General features: G+C 61.8%; 18 protein-coding genes. 11 read left to right on the top strand and 7 right to left on the bottom strand.

The window, feature by feature from the left end; translation table 11 throughout:
• Positions 1–61: 61 nt before the first annotated feature.
• From H6F58_RS16215 to secG, 11 genes are all read left to right on the top strand, one after another.
• On the top strand, positions 62–766 hold the full coding sequence (locus H6F58_RS16215) for an HAD hydrolase-like protein (protein ID WP_206693763.1): 705 nt from the start codon (positions 62–64) through the stop codon (positions 764–766).
• Positions 767–1,438, top strand: coding sequence for a lysophospholipid acyltransferase family protein (locus H6F58_RS16210; protein ID WP_195182152.1), 672 nt, complete (start codon positions 767–769; stop codon positions 1,436–1,438).
• 3 nt (positions 1,439–1,441) lie between these two features.
• Complete coding sequence (uvrC, locus tag H6F58_RS16205) at positions 1,442–3,388, top strand: excinuclease ABC subunit UvrC (protein WP_060701852.1); 1,947 nt, start codon at positions 1,442–1,444, stop codon at positions 3,386–3,388.
• A 9-nt stretch (positions 3,389–3,397) separates the two neighbouring features.
• Complete coding sequence (gene rapZ / locus H6F58_RS16200) at positions 3,398–4,291, top strand: RNase adapter RapZ (protein ID WP_060701851.1); 894 nt, start codon at positions 3,398–3,400, stop codon at positions 4,289–4,291.
• Between the two features lie 5 nt (positions 4,292–4,296).
• Positions 4,297–5,319, top strand: coding sequence for a uridine diphosphate-N-acetylglucosamine-binding protein YvcK (yvcK, locus tag H6F58_RS16195; RefSeq protein WP_060701850.1), 1,023 nt, complete (start codon positions 4,297–4,299; stop codon positions 5,317–5,319).
• 27 nt (positions 5,320–5,346) lie between these two features.
• On the top strand, positions 5,347–6,327 hold the full coding sequence (whiA, locus tag H6F58_RS16190; RefSeq protein ID WP_146275303.1) for a DNA-binding protein WhiA: 981 nt from the start codon (positions 5,347–5,349) through the stop codon (positions 6,325–6,327).
• A gap of 61 nt (positions 6,328–6,388) precedes the next feature.
• On the top strand, positions 6,389–7,018 hold the full coding sequence (locus H6F58_RS16185) for a superoxide dismutase (RefSeq protein ID WP_195182151.1): 630 nt from the start codon (positions 6,389–6,391) through the stop codon (positions 7,016–7,018).
• Between the two features lie 183 nt (positions 7,019–7,201).
• A complete protein-coding gene (gap, locus tag H6F58_RS16180; RefSeq protein WP_060701847.1) occupies positions 7,202–8,209 on the top strand; it encodes a type I glyceraldehyde-3-phosphate dehydrogenase in 1,008 nt (335 codons plus the stop codon).
• Between the two features lie 16 nt (positions 8,210–8,225).
• Positions 8,226–9,455, top strand: coding sequence for a phosphoglycerate kinase (locus H6F58_RS16175; RefSeq protein ID WP_195182150.1), 1,230 nt, complete (start codon positions 8,226–8,228; stop codon positions 9,453–9,455).
• Positions 9,456–9,458: 3 nt separating this feature from the next.
• Positions 9,459–10,274, top strand: coding sequence for a triose-phosphate isomerase (gene tpiA, locus H6F58_RS16170; RefSeq protein WP_146275300.1), 816 nt, complete (start codon positions 9,459–9,461; stop codon positions 10,272–10,274).
• 22 nt (positions 10,275–10,296) lie between these two features.
• Positions 10,297–10,548, top strand: a complete 252-nt coding sequence (gene secG, locus H6F58_RS16165; RefSeq protein ID WP_013349244.1) for a preprotein translocase subunit SecG — start codon at positions 10,297–10,299, stop codon at positions 10,546–10,548.
• 75 nt (positions 10,549–10,623) lie between these two features.
• Here secG and H6F58_RS16160 read toward each other — a convergent pair whose 3' ends face one another.
• The 7 genes from H6F58_RS16160 to H6F58_RS16130 all read right to left on the bottom strand — a co-directional run bounded on the left by H6F58_RS16160 (position 10,624) and on the right by H6F58_RS16130 (position 22,598).
• Complete coding sequence (locus H6F58_RS16160) at positions 10,624–11,319, bottom strand: TrkA family potassium uptake protein (RefSeq protein ID WP_206693762.1); 696 nt, start codon at positions 11,317–11,319, stop codon at positions 10,624–10,626.
• Positions 11,312–12,679 carry a potassium transporter TrkG gene (locus H6F58_RS16155; protein ID WP_195182149.1) on the bottom strand — a complete coding sequence of 456 codons (1,368 nt, stop codon included), beginning with the start codon at positions 12,677–12,679 and terminating at the stop codon, positions 11,312–11,314. Before H6F58_RS16155 ends, H6F58_RS16160 begins: the two co-directional genes overlap by 8 nt.
• Before the next feature lie 303 nt (positions 12,680–12,982).
• Positions 12,983–15,079 (bottom strand): glycogen debranching protein GlgX, encoded by a 2,097-nt coding sequence (gene glgX / locus H6F58_RS16150; protein WP_195182148.1) that lies wholly within the window; start codon positions 15,077–15,079, stop codon positions 12,983–12,985.
• Positions 15,079–16,524: a glycogen synthase GlgA gene (glgA, locus tag H6F58_RS16145; RefSeq protein ID WP_060701841.1), complete on the bottom strand. Its 1,446-nt coding sequence runs from the start codon at positions 16,522–16,524 to the stop codon at positions 15,079–15,081. Before glgA ends, glgX begins: the two co-directional genes overlap by 1 nt.
• Before the next feature lie 7 nt (positions 16,525–16,531).
• The gene (gene glgC / locus H6F58_RS16140) at positions 16,532–17,866 is read right to left on the bottom strand and encodes a glucose-1-phosphate adenylyltransferase (RefSeq protein WP_060701840.1); all 1,335 of its coding nucleotides are present in this window, start codon (positions 17,864–17,866) and stop codon (positions 16,532–16,534) included.
• Positions 17,863–20,049 (bottom strand): 1,4-alpha-glucan branching protein GlgB, encoded by a 2,187-nt coding sequence (glgB, locus tag H6F58_RS16135; protein ID WP_195182147.1) that lies wholly within the window; start codon positions 20,047–20,049, stop codon positions 17,863–17,865. The genes glgC and glgB overlap by 4 nt, the downstream gene beginning before the upstream one ends.
• 110 nt (positions 20,050–20,159) lie before the next feature.
• Entirely contained in the window at positions 20,160–22,598 is a 2,439-nt protein-coding gene (locus H6F58_RS16130) for a glycogen/starch/alpha-glucan phosphorylase (RefSeq protein WP_195182146.1), read from the bottom strand.
• Positions 22,599–22,697 lie beyond the last annotated feature (99 nt).

Here is a 22,697-nt window from a genome sequence, read left to right as displayed (position 1 = left end):
TGCCATTTCAGTCATGGATTCCTGACCCGCGCCCGCTTCATGGGAAGATAGCTAAGTGAATATGTCGGTAACAAGTGTGCTCTTTGATCTTGACGGGACCCTCGTTGACCCCGCAGGTGCTATTACCTCGGGTATTCGTCATGCCCTCGTGGCCCACGGTCTCCCGGATCCAGGCGAGGCACGTGTTGAAGCGCTGGTGGGTCCGCCACTGCAAGTTGGGCTGCGCACCCTTGACGGGGTGACCGACGAAAATATCGACTCCATCATCGCGACGTACCGTGCCCGGTACGAAGAGGTGGGCATGGACGATTCGCTGGTTTATCCGGGGATCGTCTCGCTTCTTGAGGCGCTGCGCCACGAGAACATCTACGTCGCTGTGACCACCGCAAAACCGGTGAACATCGCACGCCTGCTTCTGGAACGCAAAGGCCTGACTGAGCACCTCGACGCGATCCATGGAAACGCTGACGAGCACGGCAGTACCGGTTCGAGCAAGACGCATATCGTTGCTGAAGCGTTGTCCCACGGGGATCTTGAGGCGAGTTCGAGCGTTGTCGTGGGGGATCGGTACTACGATCTGGATGCGGCGCGTGAAAATTCTGTTGCATCTATCGGTGTGGCTTGGGGATTCGCGCAAGGCGACGAACTGGCCAGCGCCGACCTCCAAGTCGAAAACGTCAGTGAATTAGCAAAGGCGATCCTGGGGGAGCAGATAGCCCGTTCCTTCGAAATTGAAGCAAGCGTCATGCAGGAAGGTGCGAAATAGATGAGCATCTACACCATGACGCGAGCCTCGATTCGCGGCGTAATTAATGGAATATGCCGCGCCGAAGTTACCGGCCTTGAAAATGTGCCCAAAGTGGGCGGATTCATTGTCGCTTCCAATCACCTCTCCTTCTTCGACTCCTTGATTATCCAGGCCCTGACCCCTCGTGACGTTGCCTTCTTCGCAAAGGCAGAGTACTTCACCACACCAGGTGTCAAGGGCAAGCTCATGAAAACCTTCTTCGAGTCCGTTGGATCAATTCCAGTGCAGCGCGGCGAGCAGGCTGCTTCTGTGGCTGCCCTGGATTCCTTGGTCGGCATCATTGAGGAGGGCGGCGGAATCGGAATCTATCCCGAAGGAACCCGTTCCCGCGACGGAAAGCTCTACCGGGGACGCACTGGCGTAGGCTGGCTGGCACTGACCACTGGCGTACCTGTAGTCCCTGTTGGCCTCATCGGGACTGAAAAGCTGCAGCCAGCAGGCTCCAAGGGCTTCAGGCCGGCAAAATTCCATATCCACTATGGTGAACCACTGCACTTTGACCAGCTGGGCCGAAAGCATCCGCTGCCGCAACGTCGCCAAGCGACCGACCGCATCGTTGATGCAATTGCTGAGCTTTCTGGCCAGCAGCGCGTGGACTCATATAATCAGTTACCTCCAGACGCGAAATAACCTATGGCTGATCCAGCAAGTTACCGTCCGAAGACCTCGGATATTCCAACGAAGCCCGGCGTGTACCGGTTCCGCGACGAGCATGGCCGTGTGATCTATGTTGGCAAAGCCAAGGTTTTGCGCAATCGACTCACGTCGTACTTCGCCAACCCCGACCGCCTGACGCCCAAAACGCGAGCCATGGTCTTCACCGCGGGCAGTGTCGAGTGGACCGTTGTTGGATCCGAGTTGGAAGCCCTGCAGCTCGAATTCGTATGGATCAAGGAATACAACCCGAGATTCAACATCGTTTTCCGCGATGACAAAACGTATCCGTATCTTGCGGTGACCTTGAATGAAAAGTACCCCCGTGCTCTTGTCATGCGAGGCGACAAGCGCAAGGGCGTCAAGTACTTTGGCCCTTTCTATCCGGCCAAAGCCATTCGAGAAACCCTGGACACCCTTTTACGCGTATTCCCGGTCCGCAGCTGCGCCCCCGGCGTTTTCAAGCGTGCCGAAGCGTCCGGGCGCCCATGCTTGCTCGGCTACATCGACAAGTGCTCGGCACCCTGCGTCGGGCGCATAAGCGAAGAAGACCACCGTCAACTGGCTGACGACCTGTGCACCTTCATGAGTGGTGAGGCAACCAAGTTCACCAAGGCGCTCACGGTAAAAATGCAGGAAGCCGTCGCCGAACTCGAATACGAACAAGCCGCTCGCTATCGCGACGACATTTCTGCGCTGAACCGCGTTTTCGAACGTAATGCCGTTGTCTTGGACGATCGCACTGAAGCCGATATCTTCGGGGTCCATGGGGACGAATTGGAAGCTGCGGTGCAGGTTTTCCATGTGCGGGACGGCCGAATTCGCTCGCAACGAGGCTGGGTAGTTGAAAAGGTATCCGACGCTTCCGATGCTGAATTCGTCGAGCAGCTGCTGACCCAGATTTACGCGGATCACGCCGATCGGATCCCTCGCGAGATCCTGGTTCCGACACTGCCCGAGGACATCAACGAAGTGGCCACCTGGCTTTCGGACCTGCGCGGCTCCAAGGTCTCGCTGCGCGTAGCGCAACGCGGCGACAAGGCGGCGCTGGCCGGAACCGTGAAGGAAAACGCCGAACAGGCATTGCGATTGCACAAGTCCAAGCGGGCTGGGGACATCACTACCCGTTCATTGGCCATGCAGGAACTGCAAGAAGCACTAGGTGCCGAACAGGCCTTGCTGCGCATTGAATGCTACGACGCGTCGCATACGCAAGGCACGAACGTTGTGGCGTCCATGGTGGTATTCGAAGACGGGCTCCCTAAAAAGAGCGAGTATCGGAAGTTTTCCATCACCGGCGATGCGGCACGCGATGATACCGCGAGCATGTACGACGTAATATATCGACGCTTCAGTCGGTACTTGAAAGAAAAAGTCGATCCAACGGCCTTCGTAACCGGGGCCGTCGAAGATGGGTCGATCGGCGAGGTCGAAAAGAAGAAGTTCTCATATCCGCCCTCATTGGTCATCGTGGACGGCGGGCCGCCACAGGTCGCCGCGGCCCAAAAAGCCATGGACGATCTCGGAATTGACGACATTCCAGTGGTCGGACTCGCCAAGCGCTTGGAAGAGCTCTGGCTTCCCGATGATCCCTTCCCGGTCATCCTTCCACGTGCTTCGGCATCCCTGTACCTTGTGCAGCGGCTTCGCGATGAGGCGCACCGGTTTGCCATCACGTTCCATCGCGAGAAGCGGGCGAAGTCAATGATTTCCTCCGAGCTGGACGCGGTGCCTGGACTCGGGAAAGCCAAGCAGGCGGCATTGCGCAAGCACTTCGGATCAATGAAAAAGATTCGTGCTGCGAACGTCGACGAGCTGACTCAAGTTCCTGGCATCGGTGAGAAGCTTGCCACCGTCATCAAAGAAAGCCTTGAGGATGCTTCACGTCCAAGCGTGAATATGACGACAGGCGAAATTGTCGACTAGCCTTGGAACATGAGCGCTGAGTATGAAGCTGTAAAACCGCCTGAGTCTGAACTAGTGATCGTAACTGGCATGTCAGGTGCCGGTCGTACCACGGTCGCCCATGCTCTGGAAGACCAGGGCTGGTATGTGGTGGAGAATCTGCCACCGGCCATGCTGGGACCATTAACCGAAATGATGAGCCGTTCCCAGGGCTCCATTCCAAAGATGGCCGTTGTCATGGACGTTCGCTCGAAGGAAATGTTCCCGGAGATCCGAGATGCCCTGGCGCACCTGACCTCCAGCGGCGTGAAATTCAGGCTGGTCTACCTCAATGCCAGCGACGACGTATTGATCCGCCGCTTCGAGCAGGGGCGCCGCCCGCATCCGCTGCAGGGTGACGGGCGCATCGTTGACGGGATTACCCGCGAACGCGGCATCACCGAACAGCTTCGCGAAGCCGCCGAGATCATCTTGGACACCTCCTCGATGTCGGTTCACGACCTGGCGCGCTCGATCAACGAATTGTTCAGCGAATCCGGCCCAATCATTCTTCGCATCAACGTCATGAGCTTCGGCTTCAAATACGGCCTGCCGACCGACGCCAATTACGTGGCTGACGTCAGGTTCATCCCCAACCCGCACTGGGTTCCCGAGCTGCGTCCTCAAACCGGCAAGGACAAAGAAGTTTCGGAGTATGTGCTCAGCCAGGAAGGCACCCGGGACTTCATCGAGAACTATCTCAAGGCCTTGGAGCCTGTCTTCGAAGGCTACCGCCGGGAAAACAAGCACTACGCCACCATCGCGGTGGGCTGCACCGGTGGCAAGCACCGTTCAGTCGCAACAACCATCGAACTGGGACGGCGCCTTGCGCAGTTCCCGAATGTTCGCGTGAGCATCAGCCATCGCGACCTGGGACGCGAGTAGCTGCCATGGCCTTTGCGACAGGTCCAATTTCAATACAGGGACTATCCCGGGGCAATGACCAGCGCAACCCCTCGGTGGTGGCGCTCGGTGGAGGACATGGCCTCTATGCCTCGTTGTCCGCGCTGCGAAGGTTGACCACCGATCTGACCGCTGTGGTCACGGTCGCTGATGATGGCGGCAGCTCGGGCCGCTTGCGCGGGTCCTTCGACGTCTTGCCCCCAGGGGATTTGCGCATGGCATTAGCCGCGTTGTGCGATGACAACGATTGGGGCCGTACATGGCGCGACGTCATGCAGCATCGTTTCGAATCCGACGCGAACCAGGACGAGCCGCTGAACGGGCACGCCGTGGGCAACCTGCTGATCCTGGCCTTATGGGAGTTGCTGGACAACCCGGTGGCAGGCCTGCGGTGGGCCGGCGCGCTGCTTGGTGCTCGCGGCCAGGTCCTGCCGATGAGCACTGTCCCGCTGTCCATTCATGGTGAAGTGCTCGAGTCCGACGAAAGCGATTCGCTGGTACGCCGGCGGATCGACGGCCAGGCAAAATTGGCGCGCGCTGGCTCCGGGGGACTGGTCACGAATGTTCATCTGGAGCCGTCGGATGCCCCTGCCTGTTCTGAAGCCTTGGAGTCCATCGAGCTTGCCGATTGGGTCATCCTTGGCCCGGGCTCTTGGTACACCTCGGTACTGCCCCATTTGCTCTTGCCCGACATGCGGCAGGCCATTGCATCGACAACAGCGAAGAAACTGCTGACCATGAACCTGTCGATGGAAACGGAAGAAACCACCGGCATGGATGCGGCCGCTCACTTGGAGGTGCTCGGCCGGTACGCACCGGATGTGACTTTTGACGCGATCATTGCCGATGAGTCCAAGATTCACAATCGCCAGAGATTTGAGCTGGCAGCGCAAAAACTCGGCGCACGGGTCTTTTTTAGTACAGTAGGAGTATCTGACGGTCGTGCAGTGCACGACCCGTTGCGACTAGCGGCGGCCTATCATGAGGTGTTTACCGCGATCGGATCTTAAGAAGATCCAAGTAAGGGAGTTTGATTCATGGCATTGACGGCTTCCGTCAAAGACGAGCTGTCGCGGGTTGAGATTCGCAAGCCATCGGTCCGCAAGGCCGAGGTTTCGACGATGCTCCGCTTCAGCGGGGGACTGCATATTGTCTCCGGGCGAATTGTCATTGAAGCTGAGGTGGATCTGGCTGCGACGGCCCGCCGCCTGAAGCTTGCCATTGGCGAGTTGTATGGCCACGAAGCAGAGATCGTCATGGTCTCCGGCTCTGGCATCCGCAAGGGCAGCCGATACATTGTCCGCGTGGCCAAAGACGGTGAAGTTCTAGCTCGGCAGACGGGACTTCTCGACCAGCGCGGGCGGCCGGTGCGCGGACTGCCCTCGGTCATTGTCAATGGCTCAACAGCTGATGCCGAAGCCGTCTGGCGTGGCGCATTCTTGTCTCACGGTTCATTGACCGAGCCTGGCCGCAGCTCAGCGCTTGAAATTACCTGCCCCGGTCCAGAAGCAGCATTGGCTCTGGTGGGCGCAGCGCGTCGATTGGGCCTGACTGTCAAGGCTCGCGAGGTGCGCGGTGTTGACCGCGTAGTCATTCGCGACGGCGACGCAATCGCGCAACTATTGACCCGCATGGGTGCCCACGACGCTTTGATGGTCTGGGAAGAACGCCGCATGCGAAAAGAGGTACGCGCTACGGCCAATCGGTTGGCGAACTTTGATGATGCCAACTTGCGCCGCAGCGCGCAGGCAGCGGTGGCTGCCGGCGCCCGCGTTGAGCGTGCGCTTTCCATTCTGGGTGATGAAGTTCCCGAGCATTTGCGTTATGCCGGGCTGCTGCGCCTGGAGCACAAGCAGGCCTCGTTGGATGAGCTTGGCCGCATGGCCGAACCTCCGATGACCAAGGACGCCATCGCTGGCCGAATCCGCCGCCTCTTGGCCATGGCGGACAAAAAAGCCAGTGATCTGGGAATACCAGGTACGGAGTCCAGCGTTCCATTAGACGAACTGGAACACTAAAAATGTCCCCGTGGGAGACCTCCCGCGGAGATTCAACCAATTGAGAAGATTGAGGAGAATCATGGCTGTTTATTCACTGCCAGAACTGCAGTACGACTACGCCGCACTTGAGCCAAGCATCTCGGCTCGCATCATGGAATTGCACCACTCCAAGCACCACGCAGCCTACGTTGCAGGCGCAAACTCGGCACTGGATCAGTTGGCTGACGCTCGCGAAAAGGGCGAGTTCGGCAACATTCCAAAGCTGTCCAAGGACCTGGCATTCCACCTCGGTGGCCACACCAACCACTCGATCTTCTGGAACAACCTGTCCCCAGAGGGCGGCGACAAGCCAGAGGGCGAGCTGGCTGCAGCCATCGACGATTTCTTCGGTTCCTTCGATGCTTTCCGCGGCCACTTCACCGCAGCAGCCATGAGCCTGCAGGGTTCGGGCTGGGCTGTCCTGGCATACGACGCACTCGGTGGCCAGCTGGTTATCGAGCAGCTCTACGATCAGCAGGGCAACATTCCAGTGGCAACCACCCCGCTGCTGATGCTGGACATGTGGGAGCACGCTTTCTACCTGGATTACGTCAATGTGAAGGCCGACTACGTCAAGGCCTTCTGGAACATCGTGAACTGGGCAGACGTCCAGGCTCGTTTTGAAGCTGCCCGCAACGGCGCAGCATCGCTGATCGTTCCAGGCAAATAATTAATCTGGTAAGTTAGCTCACATTCAGCGCAAAAATAGCGTAGAATGTTTCAAGTGTGTTGCGGGTCCCAGTGATCCACTGGGATCCGCAAAGCACGGCACAACGGAGTGTCCTCACAAAGAAGGCCACTTCCGTCTACGTGCGGACGTGGCGCAATCATCCCGTTTAGAGGAGATAGTCACGTGACAACCCGTGTTGGAATCAATGGTTTCGGTCGTATCGGACGCAACTTCCTGCGTGCAGTATTGGCCCATAAGGCAGACATCGAAATTGTCGCCGTCAACGACCTTGGTTCAATCGATTCGCTTGCTCACCTTGTGAAGTTTGACTCTGTACTCGGCCCAGTCGGCGAGGCAGTTTCCGTAGAAGGCGACACCATCGTCGTCGGAGAGCGCCGCATCAAGGTCCTTTCCGAGCGCGATCCAGCAAACCTCCCATGGGGAGAATTGAACGTCGACGTCGTCATCGAGTCGACCGGCTTCTTCACCAAGGCAGCAGATGCCAAGAAGCACATCGCCGCCGGTGCAAAGAAGGTCATCATCTCGGCTCCGGCCACCGATGAGGACATCACCATCGTGATGGGCGTGAACCAGGACAAGTACGATCCTGCAAACCACAACATCATCTCGAACGCTTCGTGCACCACCAACTGCTTGGCCCCACTGGCCAAGGTGCTGAACGACGAATTCGGCATTGTTGACGGCCTGATGACCACCATCCACGCATACACCGCTGACCAGCGCCTGCAGGATGCACCACACAGCGACCCACGTCGTGCTCGTGCCGCCGCACTGAACCTGATCCCTACCTCGACCGGTGCCGCCAAGGCAATCGGCGTTGTACTGCCAGAGCTCAAGGGCAAGCTGCACGGCTACGCCATGCGCGTTCCAGTTCCAACCGGTTCGGCAACCGACCTGACCGTCAACCTGGCTCGCACCGCAACCGCTGAGGAAATCAACGCTGCATTCGAGAAGGCCGCTTCCGAAGGCCCATTGAAGGACGTTCTGGAGTACTCGACCGATCCACTGGTTTCCTCGGACATCGTCACCAACCCGAACTCGTCGATCTTCGACTCCGGCCTGACCACCGTCATGGGCAACAGCGTGAAGGTTGTTTCGTGGTACGACAACGAGTGGGGCTACTCCTCGCGACTTGTTGACCTCGTTGGATTCGTGGGATCAAGCCTCTAGTCGATAACCTAGAGATATGTCTTCTCACACTATTGACGAATTGATCGCTGACAACGGTGTCCGCGGACGGCACGTTCTGGTCCGAAGCGACCTGAACGTGCCGCTCGACGGTGCAACTGTGACCGATGACGGCCGCGTACGCGCATCTTTGCCGGTCATTACCAAGCTGGTTGAAGCAGGTGCCAAGGTCATCGTGATGGCGCACCTGGGCCGCCCCAAGGGGCAGGTTGATGCGAAGTACTCGATCGCACCTGCAGCACAGCGCCTGAACGAACTGGCTGACTTCGACGTAACGGTCGCCGAGGATGTTGTGGGCGCATCCGCTCGCAAGGCCGCGGCAGAAATTGCAGAAGGCTCCGTTCTTGTCCTTGAAAACGTCCGCTTTGACGCTCGCGAGACCTCCAAGGTCGACGCAGAGCGTGAAGAGTTCGCCAAGGAGCTTGCAGCTCTGACCGGCGGGAACGGCGCTTACGTGAACGACGCCTTTGGCGCTGTGCACCGCAAGCATGCATCCGTTTACGACATTGCCCGCCTGCTTCCCAGCTACCAGGGTGACCTGGTGGCTACCGAGGTCAAGGTCCTCAAGACCCTGACCGAAGCTCCAAAGCGCCCGTACGTGGTGGTGCTTGGCGGTTCGAAGGTATCGGACAAGCTTGCAGTGATCGACAACCTGCTGGGCAAGGCCGATCAGCTGCTGATCGGCGGCGGCATGGCATTCACCTTCCTGAAGGCACAGGGCTACGCCATTGGCGGCTCGCTGCTCGAAGAAGACCAGATTGCCGTGTGCCAGGAATACCTCAAGCGCGCCGAGCAGCTGGGCTGCGAGATCATCGTTCCTGTTGACGTTGTTGTCGCCGAGAAGTTCGGCGCCGACGCGGCACACGAAATCCTGCATGCTGACAAGATCGAAGAGGCAAGCTTCGGCTCCACCGGATTGGGTCTGGACATCGGGCCAAAATCGGCCGAGCAGTTCGCAAGCTACATCACCAGCGCCAACACCGTGTTCTGGAATGGCCCCATGGGCGTCTTCGAGATCCCGGCGTTCGCCGAAGGTACCCGCACCGTTGCACAGGCACTGGCAAACTCTGAAGCATTCAGCGTTGTCGGCGGTGGCGATTCCGCCGCGGCCGTCCGCGCATTGGGCTTCTCGGAGGAGGACTTCGGTCACATCTCCACCGGTGGCGGCGCTTCATTGGAGTACCTCGAAGGCAAGACCCTGCCGGGCGTTGCCGCATTGGAAGGCTAGAAAATGACCATTTCGCAGAACGGCGCCTACGTGCGCCAGCCGCTGATCGCTGGCAACTGGAAGATGAACATGGACCATGTCCAGGGCATCACCCTCGTCCAGAAGCTGGCGTGGACCCTCAAGGACCACGAGCACAACTACGATCGTGCTGAAGTGGCAGTATTCCCGCCATTCACGGACATCCGCGGTGTTCAGACCCTGGTCCTGGGCGACAAGCTGGAGGTCGTTTACGGCGCCCAGGATTTGTCGGCACAGGATTCGGGTGCCTACACCGGAGAAATCTCCGGCCAGTTCCTGAACAAGCTGGGTTGCTCCTACGTGCTGGTCGGCCACTCGGAACGCCGCGAGTACCACAACGAAACCAACGATGTGATTGCCGCCAAGCTGGCAGCCGCATACCGACACGAGCTGACTCCAATGCTTTGCGTTGGCGAAGGTCTGGAGGTTCGCAAGGCTGGCGAGCATGTTGCTTTCACCTTGAACCAGTTGGCTGAATCGCTGGAAGGCGTGAGCGCTGAGCAGGCAGAAAACCTGGTCATCGCCTACGAGCCAGTGTGGGCTATCGGTACCGGTGAAGTTGCTGGTCCGGCCGACGCGCAGGAAATGTGCTCGGCGATTCGCGGTGCATTGGCTGAACGCTTCGGCGAGGCAATTGCCGAGAAGACCCAGCTGCTTTATGGCGGTAGTGTTAAGGCAGCAAACGCGGCAGCGATCATGCGCGAGCGTGACGTTGACGGCGTGTTGGTTGGCGGAGCCAGCCTCGACGCCGAGGAGTTTGCTAATATTGTCAGGTTCGAGCATCACCTCGTGACCGACTGAATCTAGCTAAGGAACCGTCGACTTGGATATCATCAAGATCATTTTGCAGGTACTGCTGGGCATTACCAGTGTCTTGCTCACCCTCCTGATCCTGCTTCATAAGGGTCGTGGTGGCGGTATGTCGGACATGTTCGGCGGCGGTATGACCAGCTCAATGGGCTCTTCAGGTGTTGCCGAGCGCAACCTGAATCGCATCACCATTATTCTCGGTCTTATCTGGGGCGCCGTGATTATCGGCCTGGCCCTGGTCCTGAGATTCAGCGCCGAAGGCTGATTCGCGGTCTTCAGCAGCAACGGCCAATGGGCGCCTTCCACTTGATGTGGAAGGCGCCCATTGCCATATCCCGGCTCAGGGAAGGCGGCCGAACTTCTCGGTATCGGCAATGGAACCGAGCACCAGGATCCGGTCTCCGGTATGCAGCACCGTGTTGCCGTCGGTATTGACCCATTCCCCGGCGGCGTTGGTGGTAGCCGCGATGGTCACCCGGAACTTGTTGCGCACCCCGGCATCGCTGAGCTTGACGCCGTGCAGCTGCGCGGGCGCGGTCATCTTCACCATGGCGTACCCCGGATCAACCTCCAGATAATCCATCAGCGAGCCGCGGACCAGGTGGGCCACCCGCTTGCCCATGTCCTTTTCCGGATACACGATGTGGTGGATGCCCAGCTGCTCCAGGATCAACCCGTGCCGGTCATCCTGCGCCTTCGCCCAGATCTGCGGAATGCCCATGCTCACCAAGAGCGAGCAGCACAGGATGGATGATTGCAGGTGGCTGCCCACGGCTACCACCACGCGGTCGAATTCCTGGATGGACAGCTGCTCCAGTGTTTCGCGATTGGATGCGTCGGCACGCACCACCTGGGTCAGCTCCCCGTTCAGGGCCTGGACATTCTGTTCCAGCGTATCGATGCCCAGCACGTTCGTGCCGGATTTCATCAGTTCCAAGGCCAGGGACTCGCCGAAGCGGCCCAAGCCGATCACCGCCACGGAATCGGCGTTGGCCAGTCCTCTGGTGTCATTGCGAAAATTCAGTAGCTTAGCCAATGGCTGGCCTTTCCTTGGGTAGTTCGAATAGGGCCTTGCGGTCGCGCAGGGCCAGGGCCGACCCGAGCGATAGGACCCCGACGCGGCCCAGGTACATCAGGGCGATAAGAATCCCCTTGGCGGCATCGGGCAGGTCTGGGGTGATTCCGGTGGACAGTCCCACCGTGGCGAAAGCGGAGGTCGCCTCGAAGAGGCACCGATCCAGCGTGTACCCGGTGAGCAGCAGCAGCCCCATGGTTCCGGCGAAGACCGCTGCCACGCCCATCAGGGCCACGGTGATCGCCTGGCGGTGCACCGAACGCGAGAGCCTCTTGCCCAGCACATTCACGGCTGTCTCGCCGCGCAGCTCGGTGATGATGATGAACAGCAGAACGGCCGCGGTGGTGATCTTGATGCCGCCGGCGGTGCCGGCCGGACCGCCTCCGATGAACATCAGGACATCCATGCCCAGCCATGAGGCAGGGTGCATGGCGCCGATGTCGATGGAGTTGAATCCGGCCGTACGGGTCTGCACGGATTGGAAGAAGCCAGCCAGGATGCGCTCCTGCGGGTCGAGCCGTCCGAGGGTGTCCTGGTTGTTCCATTCCATGGCCGTGATGAACACGGTGCCCAGGACCAGCAGCAGGACGGTCATCAGCAGCACCAGCCTGGTGTTCATGCTCCACTTCAAGGAGTTGTTCCAATGGCGCCTGAGCTGGACGAGCACCGGGAATCCCAGCCCGCCGAGGATGATGGCCAGGCTGATCGGCAGGCATAGCCAGGGGTCCGCAACAAAATCCATCAGGTTATTTGAATACAGCGCGAAACCGGCGTTGTTGAAAGAGGAAACCGCATGGAAGGCGCCGTGCCATAAGGCCTTGAGCGGGTCATAGCCGTATCCGGCCCAGAACCTCACCCCGAGGAGCACCGCCACGATCGACTCGATGATCAGGGATACCTTGATGATGACCATGGCGGCGGAACGGACGTCTGAGCCGCTGACCGCGTTGCTTTCACGCTGGGTTGAGAGCCTGGTCAGGTACCCGATGCGCCCCATGACCAGCATGCTGAGCAAGGAGGCAATCAGCATCAAGCCGAGCCCGCCGACCTGAATCAGCAGCAGAATGACGCTCTGGCCAAAGGGCGTGAAGTCGGTAGCGGTGTCAAGCACGGTCAGCCCGGTCACGCAGACTGCCGAGGTGGCGGTGAAGATGCCGTCGATCAGCGGGGTGAATTCGCCGTTGGTGCTGGACAGCGGCGAGGAAAGCAGCAGGCCGCCGACGAGAATTGCGGCAGCAAACATGAATGCGACCAAGCGCGCAGGCTTGGCCGAGGCGTTGTGGCCCAGCGGAGCCAGGGGCCGAAGTTTGGTGAAGGGCATTTACGTCGCAATGGTAGAAGCAGCGTCTCGCGAAACCGCGGGATGCGTAGTACGAATTGAAATACTACGCCCACGCAAGGGCCAGTCAATGGTGATGTCCCGCACATTTTGCGTTCGATCCCGCCCTTTTGCGGCCGGGCCGGCGCAACTGGCCAGTTTCCGCAAGCTGGACAGGGATGGCATGGCAAGCAGCTTCACGGATCTGGGCACGTCTTGAGCGACGCGTATCCGGGCCAGGCGGGGATGACCGGGAGCGTTGCGCCAGGGGGATGCCCCACACGGATCCAGTTCAAATCCTGTGCGCTACCCGCCGCAGCTGAGCACCACAACAGATTGGGCCTTGGCGGCATATCGTTCTGATACGGTGCCTGCTGGCTGTCCGGGCGCGGCGCTATCCAATTCGAGCTGCCATGGGGCCGCGCCGCCAGTGCCGGGCAATTGGAATTCGCAGTCCCCGCCGAGGTTGAAAATGATCAGGACGCTACCGTCGAGGGCTTCACCGCGCGGGTCGCGGGCGCCGCCGCGCAGCTGGAGCGCCAGGGCTCGGGAGTCCGGGTCTTGCCAATGCTCGGCAGTGGGGGTGGACCCATCCGGGCACAGCCAACGCACATCGGGCAGTCCGTTGGCGCGCACTTGTCCATGCAGGAAGCCGCGCTGGCGCAGCAGCGGGAGGCGGCGGCGCACATCAACGAGCCGCCGCACATACTCCATCAGCTCCCGGTCCGGGGCCGACCAGTCGAGCCAGCCCAATTCATTGTCCTGGGCATAGGCGTTGTTGTTGCCGCGCTGGCTGTTGCCCAGTTCATCGCCGGCCAAAAGCATGGGCACACCCTGCGCAAGGAGCAGCGTGGCGAGCATGCCGCGGACGCGCAGGCCGCGGGCCTCAGCGATGGCTGGGTCGTTGGCGGGGCCTTCCACCCCGAAATTATCGGAGTGGTTCTCGTCGTGGCCGTCCCGGTTGTCCTCGCCGTTGGCCTCGTTGTGCTTGTGCGAATAGGAGACCGTGTCGTGCAGGGTGAACCCGTCGTGGGCGCTGATGAAGTTGATCCCTGCTGCGGTGCTGCGCCCGGAGTGGTCGAAGAGGTTCGCGGATCCGAGCAGCAACGCGCCGAAATTGGCTTGTCCCAGCACGTCGCCGCGCCAGGCCCGGCGCACCCCGTCGCGGAACTGGTCGTTCCACTGGGCAAAGGGGGCAGGGAAATTCCCCAGCTGGTAGCCGCCCGGGCCCAGGTCCCAGGGTTCGGCGATCAGCTTGAGTGTGGCGAGCACCGGATCCTGGGCGATGGCCTGCAGGAAGGCGCCTTGCGCGTCGAAGCCCTGCGGGCCGCGTGCGACCGCTGTGGCCAAATCAAAGCGGAAGCCATCCACGCCGAAAGTCTGTGCCCAATAGCGAAGGCTGTCCAGCACCAGGCGCAGCACCATGGGGGAATGGACTGCCAGGGTATTGCCCGTGCCGCTGTCGTTGGCATAGTGGCCTTTGTCCTCGAGCAGGCGGTAATACCCGGTGTTGTCCAGGCCGCGCAGGTTCAGGGTCGGCCCGTCGGCCCCGCCTTCGCCGCTATGGTTGTAGACCACGTCGAGGATGACCTCGATGCCGGCTTCATGGAGGGCATGAACCAGTTGGCGAAGCTCGGCCACGGCATCGTGCTGGGCGTAGCGGGGCTCCGGGGCGAACCAGGCCACCGGCTGATAGCCCCAGTAGTTGTGCAGATCCTTCTCCACAATATGCTCGTCGTCGAAGAAGGCCTGTACCGGCAGAAGCTCTACCGCGGTGACCCCGAGGCGGCGGAGGTGCTCGATGACCGCCGGATGGCCCATGCCGGCATAGGTTCCGCGCAGCTGGGCCGGGACCTCGGGATGCGCCGCCGAGATCCCTTTCAGGTGGGTTTCGTAGATCACCAGATCGGGCAGGTCGTGGCCGGGGCGGTTGCTGGCTGGGTCCGGCCCTGCCGGCGGTCCGGCAACAATGCCCTTGGGCACCACCGCTGCACTGTCGCGCGGATCCAACTGGGAGCCGGGGTCTTCGTTGTCTGCGCGCTGGGTGCCGTTCATCAGCTCGTGATAGCGCACCGGGCGGTCCAGGGACCGGGCGTAGGGGTCGATGAGCAGCTTGTTGACGTTGAAGCACAGGCCATCGGCCGGGCGGAACTCGCCATCGGCGCGCAGCCCGTAGCGGGCCCCAGCGCCCAGGCCGGCAAAATGGGCGTGCCAAATGCCGTCCTGGCGGTAGGGGATGGCTAGGCGCTGTTCGGATTGCTGGTCCCCTTCCGGGAACAGGCAAAAGTACAGGGCGCTGGCCGCGGGAGCATAGACGGCAACGTTCACCCCGGCAGAATCCACGGTGACACCCAGCGGCCAGGGACGGCCGGCGGAAGTCACCCCCGCCGGGGCTCCGGCCATCAGATGAGCTCCGTGAACAGCTGGGCATAGATGGCCGCCGACGTGCCCCAGTCCACCGGGGTATTCAGGGCCTGGGCGCGCAGCCGCTCCCACGCTTCGCGATCCGCATACAGGTCGACCGAGCGGCCGAGGGCAAATCCCAAGCCGCCCGCGTCAATGTCGCTGAAGGTGAAGCCCGTGGCAGATCCGTCCGCCAGATGCTCCGGCGTAGCGTCCACCACGGTGTCGCGCAGACCGCCGGTGGCGGCCACCAGGGGGATGGCGCCGTAGCGCAGCCCGATGAGCTGGGTCAGCCCGCAAGGCTCGAATCGCGAGGGCACCAGCACCAAATCCGCGCCGGCATATAACCGGTGGCTCATTGGCTCGTCGTAGCCGATGTGCAAGCCCACCGATTGCGGATAGCGCGCCGCCAGCTCGCCCAGCGCGTACTCGTAGCCGGGGTCCCCGGAACCGAGCACCACCACGGCGCCACCGGATTCGATGAACGTCGGCAGCTTCTCCAGGAGCAGGTCCACGCCCTTTTGATGGGTGAGACGGGTGACCACCACCGCCAGCGGGCCGGCAGGTTCCTCAAGGCCGAATTCCTCGATGAGCGCTTGCCGGTTTGCAGCCTTGGCGCCAGGATCTGCCGCGGAATAATTGGCTATCGCCGGATCCGTGGCAGGGTTCCAGACTTCGGTGTCGATCCCGTTGAGGATCCCGCTCAGTTCCCCGCGTTCGCCACGCATGGACACGACCCCCTGGAGCCCGAAGCCGAACTCCTCGCGGGTCAGCTCCTGGGCATAGCTCGGGCTCACGGTACTCACCTTCGAGGCATGGACGAGGCCCGCCTTCAGGGTGCTGACCAGCCCGTGGTACTCCAAGGCGTCCGGATGGAAATCCCATGTCGGAAGGTGCAAAGCATCCAGCTGGTCAGGTCCGAAGATTCCCTGGAAGGCGATATTGTGGATGGTCAGCAGGCTGGGCGTCTGGGCGCCGGCGTACTTCAGGTACGAGGGCACCAGCCCGGCCTGCCAATCGTGGGCATGCACCACATCCGGCCGCCAGCGGTCCGAGGTTCCCTCGATGGCCAGCCGGGCACCCACCCAGGACAGCGCCGCAAAACGCACGTGGTTGTCGTGGTGGTCGTGCCCATCGACCATATATGGTCCGCCGGGCCGGTCGTAGAGATGCGGGGCATCCAGCAGCAGGAGGTCCAGCCCCTCGTAGCGGCAGGAACGGACCGAGGCCGGGCCGCCGAAGAGGTTCTCCTCGCGCCAAATCCGCCGGGTGCGGCCCACCCGCTCGAGCAGGCCCGGATAGGCAGGCATCAGGATGCGGCTGCGCCATCCCAGCGGTTCCAGTGCCGCCGGCAGGGCGCCAACCACATCGGCCAGGCCGCCGGTTTTCACCAGCGGAGCGCATTCCGAGGCGACAGACAGCACGCGCAGTTGTCTTTTAGCCATCGGGTTCCTACTTCCCCTCCAGCGCATCGGCGCCCAAGTCCAGGCGGCCGTCGAGCACTGCGGCCCGGCGGTCGAGCATGGGCTGCGTAATGAGCACCACGCCGGAATCCGTGCGGCGGAACCATTTCGAATCCTCGACCGGGTCCTGGCCGACGATCAGGCCCTCGGGAATGCGCACCCGGCTGTCGATCACGCACTTGGCCAGCTCGGCATTGCGCCCCACATCGACGTTCGGCAGCGACACGACCTGGTCCAGCTTCGAGAAGGAGTGGGCCCGGTTGCCGGTGAACAACAGCGACTTGTGGACTTCGGCACCGGAAAGGATGCAGTTGCCCGAGATCAGCGATTCGATCGCATGCCCGCGCCGGGCCTCGTCATCGTGGATGAATTTTGCCGGAGGCGTCAATTCCGCGTAGGTCCAGATGGGCCAGCTGTTGTCGTACAGGTCCAGCGAGGGGACGACCTCGGTGAGGTCGAGGTTCGCCCGCCAGAAGGAATCGATGGTGCCCACATCGCGCCAGTACGGCTCGGTTTCCAGGCCGCTCATCACGCAGGAGTCGGTGAACTTATGGGCGAAAGCGCGGCCGTTCTTCACGATGGCGGGGATGAGATCGTGGCCGAAGTCGTGGCTTGAGCTCGCGTCTTCGGCATCGTCCAGCAGCAACTCGCGCAGGAACTTCCAGTTGAATACGTAGATGCCCATGGAAGCCAGTGCCATCTCCGGATCGTCAGGCATCCCGGGAGGATCCGCCGGCTTTTCCAGGAAGTCGACGATTCGGCCGTTCCCGTTCACGTGCATGACGCCAAAGCCGGTGGCTTCGGCGCGCGGAACGGTCAGGCAGCCGATGGTCACATCAGCCTGAGTGTTCACATGCTGGCGCAGCATGATCTCGTAGTCCATCTTGTAGACGTGGTCCCCGGCCAGGATGATCACGTACTCGATGTCGTAGTCGTCGACGATATCGATATTCTGCGTGACAGCATCCGCGGTGCCCAGGTACCACTTGTTTTCCTGGACGCGCTGGCTGGCAGGAAGAATGTCGAGGTACTCGTTGCGCTCGGCCCGGAAGAAGCCCCAGCCGCGCTGCATATGGCGGATCAGCGAGTGCGCCTTGTATTGGGTGGCGACGGCCATCTTGCGAACCCCGGAATTAAGGGCGTTCGAGAGCGGGAAATCGATAATGCGCGACTTGCCGCCGAAGTGGACCGCCGGTTTTGCGCGGCGGTCGGTGAGCTCTTCGAGCCGGCTGCCTCGGCCACCGGCCAGAACAAAGGCCATCGCCTGGCTGGAGAGACGCGGCGGCGCCCCGATCAGGTGGCGGGTATCGGGAGCAGTATTCATGAGCGTTCCTCCACAAAATAGATTGCCGATAAAGGTGGGAGCGTAAGTAGTGCTGACTGTGCCTCGCCGCCAGCGGGGACAGCTTCGGTTTCGATGGCACCGCCGTGGCCGCGATTGGCCCCGTGGTAGCACTCGGAATCGGTGTTCAATGCCTCGATCCAGCGTCCAGCCACCGGGAACCCGATGCGGAATCCGGTGCGTTCAACCGGGGTCAGGTTCACGACGACAACCACATGGGGGTCGCCAGGCTCGCCGCGGCGCAGCCAGGCGAAGACCTGGTGCTCCACGTCGTCGACGAGCAGCCACTGGAATCCATCGGATTGGGTGTCGCGCCGGTGCAGGGCGGGCTGTTCGCGGTAGAGCCGGTTCAGATCGCGCACCAGTGCGAGCACCCCTGCATGGCCCGGATCATCGAGCACGCCCCAGTCGAGTTCGCCCTTGTAGTTCCATTCGCTGCGCTGCCCGAATTCTTGGCCCATGAACAGCAGCTTCTTGCCGGGGTAGCCCCACATGTAGCCGTAGAAGGCCTTGAGGTTGCCGAGCTTGTCGGCATGGCTGCCGGGCATCCGCGAGTACATCGATCCCTTGCCGTGCACCACCTCGTCATGGCTGATCGGCAGCAGGAAGTTCTCGCTGAAGGCGTAGGTGATGCCGAAGGTCAGCTGGTTATGGTGGTGCTTGCGGTAGACCGGATCCTTGCCGAAGTACTCCAGCGAATCATTCATCCAGCCCAGGTTCCACTTGTAGCCAAAGCCCAGGCCCCCGGCATCCACCGGGCGGGTGACCCCGGGATAGGCGGTGGAGTCTTCGGCAATCATCGCGATGCCCGGATGCTGCCCGTAGCTGGCCACATTGGTCTGCTTGAGGAAGTCGAGCGCCTCGTAGTTCTCGTTGCCGCCGTCCTTGTTGGCGATCCACTGGCCCTCGGCACGCGAGTAGTCGCGGTTGATCATCGAGGCGACCGCGTCCACGCGCAACCCGTCGAGGTGGTATTCCCCGAGCCAGTACAGCGCGTTGGCCACCAGGAAGTTGCGCACCTCGGGCCGGCCGTAGTTGTAGATCAGCGTGTTCCAGTCCGGATGGAACCCCTCGCGCGGATCGAGGTGCTCGTACAGGGCGGTGCCGTCAAAACGGCCCAGGCCGTGCTGGTCGGTGGGGAAGTGCCCGGGCACCCAGTCGGCGATCACCCCGAGCCCGCGGGCGTGCGCGGCGTCGACAAAGGCGGCGAAGTCCTGCGGGGTACCATAGCGGATGGTCGGGGCGAAGAGCCCAATGGGCTGGTAGCCCCAGGACCCGTCAAAGGGGTGCTCGCTGACCGGCATGACCTCGATATGGGTGAAACCCAGATCCGCGGCATAGTCCACGAGCTGCGAAGCCAGCTGCACGTAGCTCAGCGATTCGTTGCCGCTGCGGCGCCAGGAGCCCAGATGCACCTCATAGATGCTGATCGGGGCGTCGACGGAGTTGATTTCCTCGCGCCGGGCCACCCACTGCTGGTCCTGCCACTGGTGGGCGCCCAGCTGCCGCACCACCGAACCGGTGGCTGGCGGGTGCTCGGAGCCGAAGCCGACGGGGTCGGCCTTCAACGGCATCAGCGTGCCGTCCGGGCCGAGGATCTCGTACTTGTAGACCACGCCTTCATCCAGCCCGGGCAGGAAGAGCTCCCAGACGCCGGTGGCGCCGCGCGAGCGCATCGGGTGCGCGGTGCCGTTCCAGGCGTTGAAATCTCCGACTACCGAGACCCTTTGGGCATTGGGTGCCCAGAGCGCAAAGTGCACGCCGGCCACCTTTTCATGGGTGAGAAGGTGGGCGCCGAGCGCGTTCCACAGGCACTGGTGCTCGCCCTCGCCGATGAGATGCTCATCGAGCTGGCCCATGACTGGGCCAAAGCGGTAGGGGTCGTCGCGTTCTTCCAGCTGCCCCGAAGCCCAGCGGATGCGCAACCGGTAGTACGGCAAGGCCGGACCGGTGAACAGCGCCGGGTCGGTTGCATCCGCAAGAAGCTGTACCTCATCGGTGGCGTTGAACAGCCATAGCTGCTCGGCTCCCGGAAGGCGCACGACCACATTTTTGCCGTCGTCGGTGGGGCCGAGCGCAGCGAAGGGATCCGGGTGCCGCCCCTGGGCCAACAGGCGTGCCTGCTGGGCGTTGAGCACCGAAAGCGTCTTGTCCTCGTCTTTCATTGGGACTCCTTGCTGTTTCGAATGCTCTCATCCAAGCACAATCGGGGCACCCTGACCTTAAGATGACGCAGGTCAAAGCTGTATGACTTGCCGTGACCGAATATGCCGGGCTAAAGAGCGGATTCCACGTTCCAAATTTGCGACATATACTCGCGAATTGAGCGATCGGAGCTGAAATAGCCCATGCGGGCGACGTTGAGGATGGCCATCCGCTGCCAGCGGTCAGGGTCGCCGTAGCAGTCGGCCACTTCGCTTTGCGCACGGTCGTAGTCCTCGAAGTCCGAGGCCACCAGGAACCAGTCGCTGTTCCACATCGCATCAAGCAATCCATCGTAGCGATGGCGGTCATCGGGGCTGAATACGCCCTCCGCAATGGCTTGGAGCACATCGCGCAGGGTTTGGCTGGCTTCCAGCGCGGTGCGCGCGTGGCCGGGCTGGGCCCGGCGTTCGGCGACCTGTTCGGTCGTGAGCCCGAAGAGGAAGAAGTTCTCCGCGCCGACGTGCTCGCGGATTTCGACATTGGCCCCGTCCAGGGTGCCGATGGTCAGCGCGCCGTTGAGCGCGAACTTCATGTTGCCGGTGCCCGAAGCCTCCATTCCAGCCGTGGAAATCTGCTCTGAGAGATCCGCCGCGGGGATCAGCTTCTCTGCCATGGACACGCCGTAGTTCGGCGGGTAGGCCACGCGCAGCAAATGACTGGTCTCCGGGTCGTTGTTGACCACATTGGCGACATCGTTGATCAGCTGGATGATCAGCTTGGCCATATGGTAGCTCGGTGCGGCTTTGCCGCCGAAGATCTTGACCCGCGGAGCCCAGCCGGCCTGCGGGTCGCGCTTGATCCGCTGCCAGTGCGCAATGGTCCACAGGATATTGAGCAGCTGGCGCTTGTATTCGTGCAGCCGCTTCACCTGGGCGTCGAATAGCGCGTCGGCAGGCAGCTCGATTCCATGCTCCTGGGCAAGCCAGCCGGTGAAATGCTCCTTGGCCTGGCGCTTGCTGCGTCCGAAGGCATCGCGGAAGGCCGGATCATCGGCATAAGGCTCCAATTCGCGAAGCCGTTCCAGGTCGGTTTCCCAGCCTGCGCCGATGGTGTCGGTGATCAGCGTGGCCAGCGACGGGTTGGCCAGCTTGAGCCAGCGGCGCGGGGTGATGCCGTTGGTGATGTTCACGATGCGCCCCGGATGGAGCTCGTTGTGCACCGGGAACAGGTCCTTGCTGACCAGCTCGGTATGCAGGGCCGAGACCCCGTTGACCTTGTGGCTGGTGGCGAAGGCCAGATCACCCATGCTGACCTGGTCGTTGCTGACCAGGCGCACCGGGTCGGGGGCAGAGCCCTGCAACTGGATGAACTGGGTGTCCAGGGTTTCGATGATCTGCAGGTGGCGCGGGAGGATCTTGCGCATCAAGCCCACGCTCCAGCGTTCCAGTGCCTCGGGCAGCAAGGTGTGGTTGGTGTAGCCCAGCACCCCGGTCACGGTCTGCACTGCCGTGTCGAAATTGACGCCGTGCTCGTCCACCAGCAGGCGGATCAGTTCGGGGCCGGCGATGGCCGGGTGGGTGTCGTTCATCTGGATGGCAACAAACTCGGGCAGCTTGAGCAGATCCTGATGGGCCGCGAGGTAGCGGCGCAGGATGTCCTGCACGGAAGCAGAGGTCAGGAAGTATTCCTGGGAGAGCCGCAGCTCCTTGCCGCCGTCGGTGGTGTCATTCGGGTAGAGCACCCGGCTCAGGCTGCGCGCCAGCGCCTCCGGCTCGGAGGCCGCGGCGAAGTCCCCGGCATTGAAGCGGTTCAGATCGAACAGGTCGGCGCTGGGCATGGCCGCCCAAAGCCGCAAGGTGTTGGCCCATTTCCCGCCGTAGCCGACAACTGGAGTGTCATGGGCAGAAGCGAGCACTTGGGAGCCCGGCGACCAGATCCAGGCGCCGTTGTGCTCGGCCAGCGCGCCGCCGAAGCCCACCGGGTAGGCGACCTCGGGGCGGGTGAAGTCCCAGGGGTTGTCTGTGGCCAGCCAGTTTTCCGGGGTTTCGATCTGCCGCCCATTTTCGAAGTGCTGGCGGAACAGCCCATGCTCGTAGCGCAGGCCGTACCCGTAGGCCGGGCATCCCATGGTGGCCATGGATTCCAGATAGCAGGCGGCCAAGCGGCCCAATCCGCCATTGCCCAAGGCCGCGTCAGGCTCGCCCTCGGCCACTTCGGCAAAGCTCAAGCCGAATTCGCCCAGCACTTGCACCACGACCTCGCGCAGTCCCAGATTGATGGCCTGGTCCTCTAGCAGCCGGCCGATCAGGAATTCCATCGACAGGTAGTAGACCCGCTTGCGGTCTTCGTCCCAGGTGCGCCGGGTGGCGTTGAACCACGGGTCGACCGCGTGGTCGCGCACCGCGTGGGACATGGCGATCCGCCAGTCGAAGAGCGAAGCTTTCTGCGGGCTCTTGCCGACCGTGTACTGCAGATGGCGCAGCAGGGCTTGGCGAAACTGTGCAGGCGTTGGCGCAGGCTGCGCGGCTGCAGCATCGCGGAGTTCGAAGGCGTCGATGGGTTGCGACATGTGCTGCTCTCCTGGTCTTCGGACGGATATGGATTTCCACTGGTGGTGCGTGAAAGGTGACATTACTCTAAGGCAGGCTATCTGTCCTCGCCCATGACG

It is taken from the genome of Glutamicibacter sp. FBE19 (assembly GCF_015524875.1).
GTDB classification, from domain to species: domain Bacteria; phylum Actinomycetota; class Actinomycetes; order Actinomycetales; family Micrococcaceae; genus Glutamicibacter; species Glutamicibacter halophytocola.
This window is presented reverse-complemented; position numbering and strand designations above follow the sequence as displayed.

What these genes read in the sequence shown, in the direction of transcription:
- glgC (WP_060701840.1), bottom strand. Translation starts at nt 17,866, where the DNA reads ATGAATACTGCTCCCGATACCCGCCACCTGATCGGGGCGCCGCCGCGT.
- H6F58_RS16185 (WP_195182151.1), top strand. Translation starts at nt 6,389, where the DNA reads ATGGCTGTTTATTCACTGCCAGAACTGCAGTACGACTACGCCGCACTT.
- whiA (WP_146275303.1), top strand. Translation starts at nt 5,347, where the DNA reads ATGGCATTGACGGCTTCCGTCAAAGACGAGCTGTCGCGGGTTGAGATT.
- uvrC (WP_060701852.1), top strand. Translation starts at nt 1,442, where the DNA reads ATGGCTGATCCAGCAAGTTACCGTCCGAAGACCTCGGATATTCCAACG.
- H6F58_RS16175 (WP_195182150.1), top strand. Translation starts at nt 8,226, where the DNA reads ATGTCTTCTCACACTATTGACGAATTGATCGCTGACAACGGTGTCCGC.
- H6F58_RS16130 (WP_195182146.1), bottom strand. Translation starts at nt 22,598, where the DNA reads ATGTCGCAACCCATCGACGCCTTCGAACTCCGCGATGCTGCAGCCGCG.
- tpiA (WP_146275300.1), top strand. Translation starts at nt 9,459, where the DNA reads ATGACCATTTCGCAGAACGGCGCCTACGTGCGCCAGCCGCTGATCGCT.
- yvcK (WP_060701850.1), top strand. Translation starts at nt 4,297, where the DNA reads ATGGCCTTTGCGACAGGTCCAATTTCAATACAGGGACTATCCCGGGGC.
- H6F58_RS16155 (WP_195182149.1), bottom strand. Translation starts at nt 12,679, where the DNA reads ATGCCCTTCACCAAACTTCGGCCCCTGGCTCCGCTGGGCCACAACGCC.
- glgA (WP_060701841.1), bottom strand. Translation starts at nt 16,524, where the DNA reads ATGGCTAAAAGACAACTGCGCGTGCTGTCTGTCGCCTCGGAATGCGCT.
- glgB (WP_195182147.1), bottom strand. Translation starts at nt 20,049, where the DNA reads ATGAAAGACGAGGACAAGACGCTTTCGGTGCTCAACGCCCAGCAGGCA.
- H6F58_RS16210 (WP_195182152.1), top strand. Translation starts at nt 767, where the DNA reads ATGAGCATCTACACCATGACGCGAGCCTCGATTCGCGGCGTAATTAAT.
- rapZ (WP_060701851.1), top strand. Translation starts at nt 3,398, where the DNA reads ATGAGCGCTGAGTATGAAGCTGTAAAACCGCCTGAGTCTGAACTAGTG.
- glgX (WP_195182148.1), bottom strand. Translation starts at nt 15,079, where the DNA reads ATGGCCGGAGCCCCGGCGGGGGTGACTTCCGCCGGCCGTCCCTGGCCG.
- H6F58_RS16215 (WP_206693763.1), top strand. Translation starts at nt 62, where the DNA reads ATGTCGGTAACAAGTGTGCTCTTTGATCTTGACGGGACCCTCGTTGAC.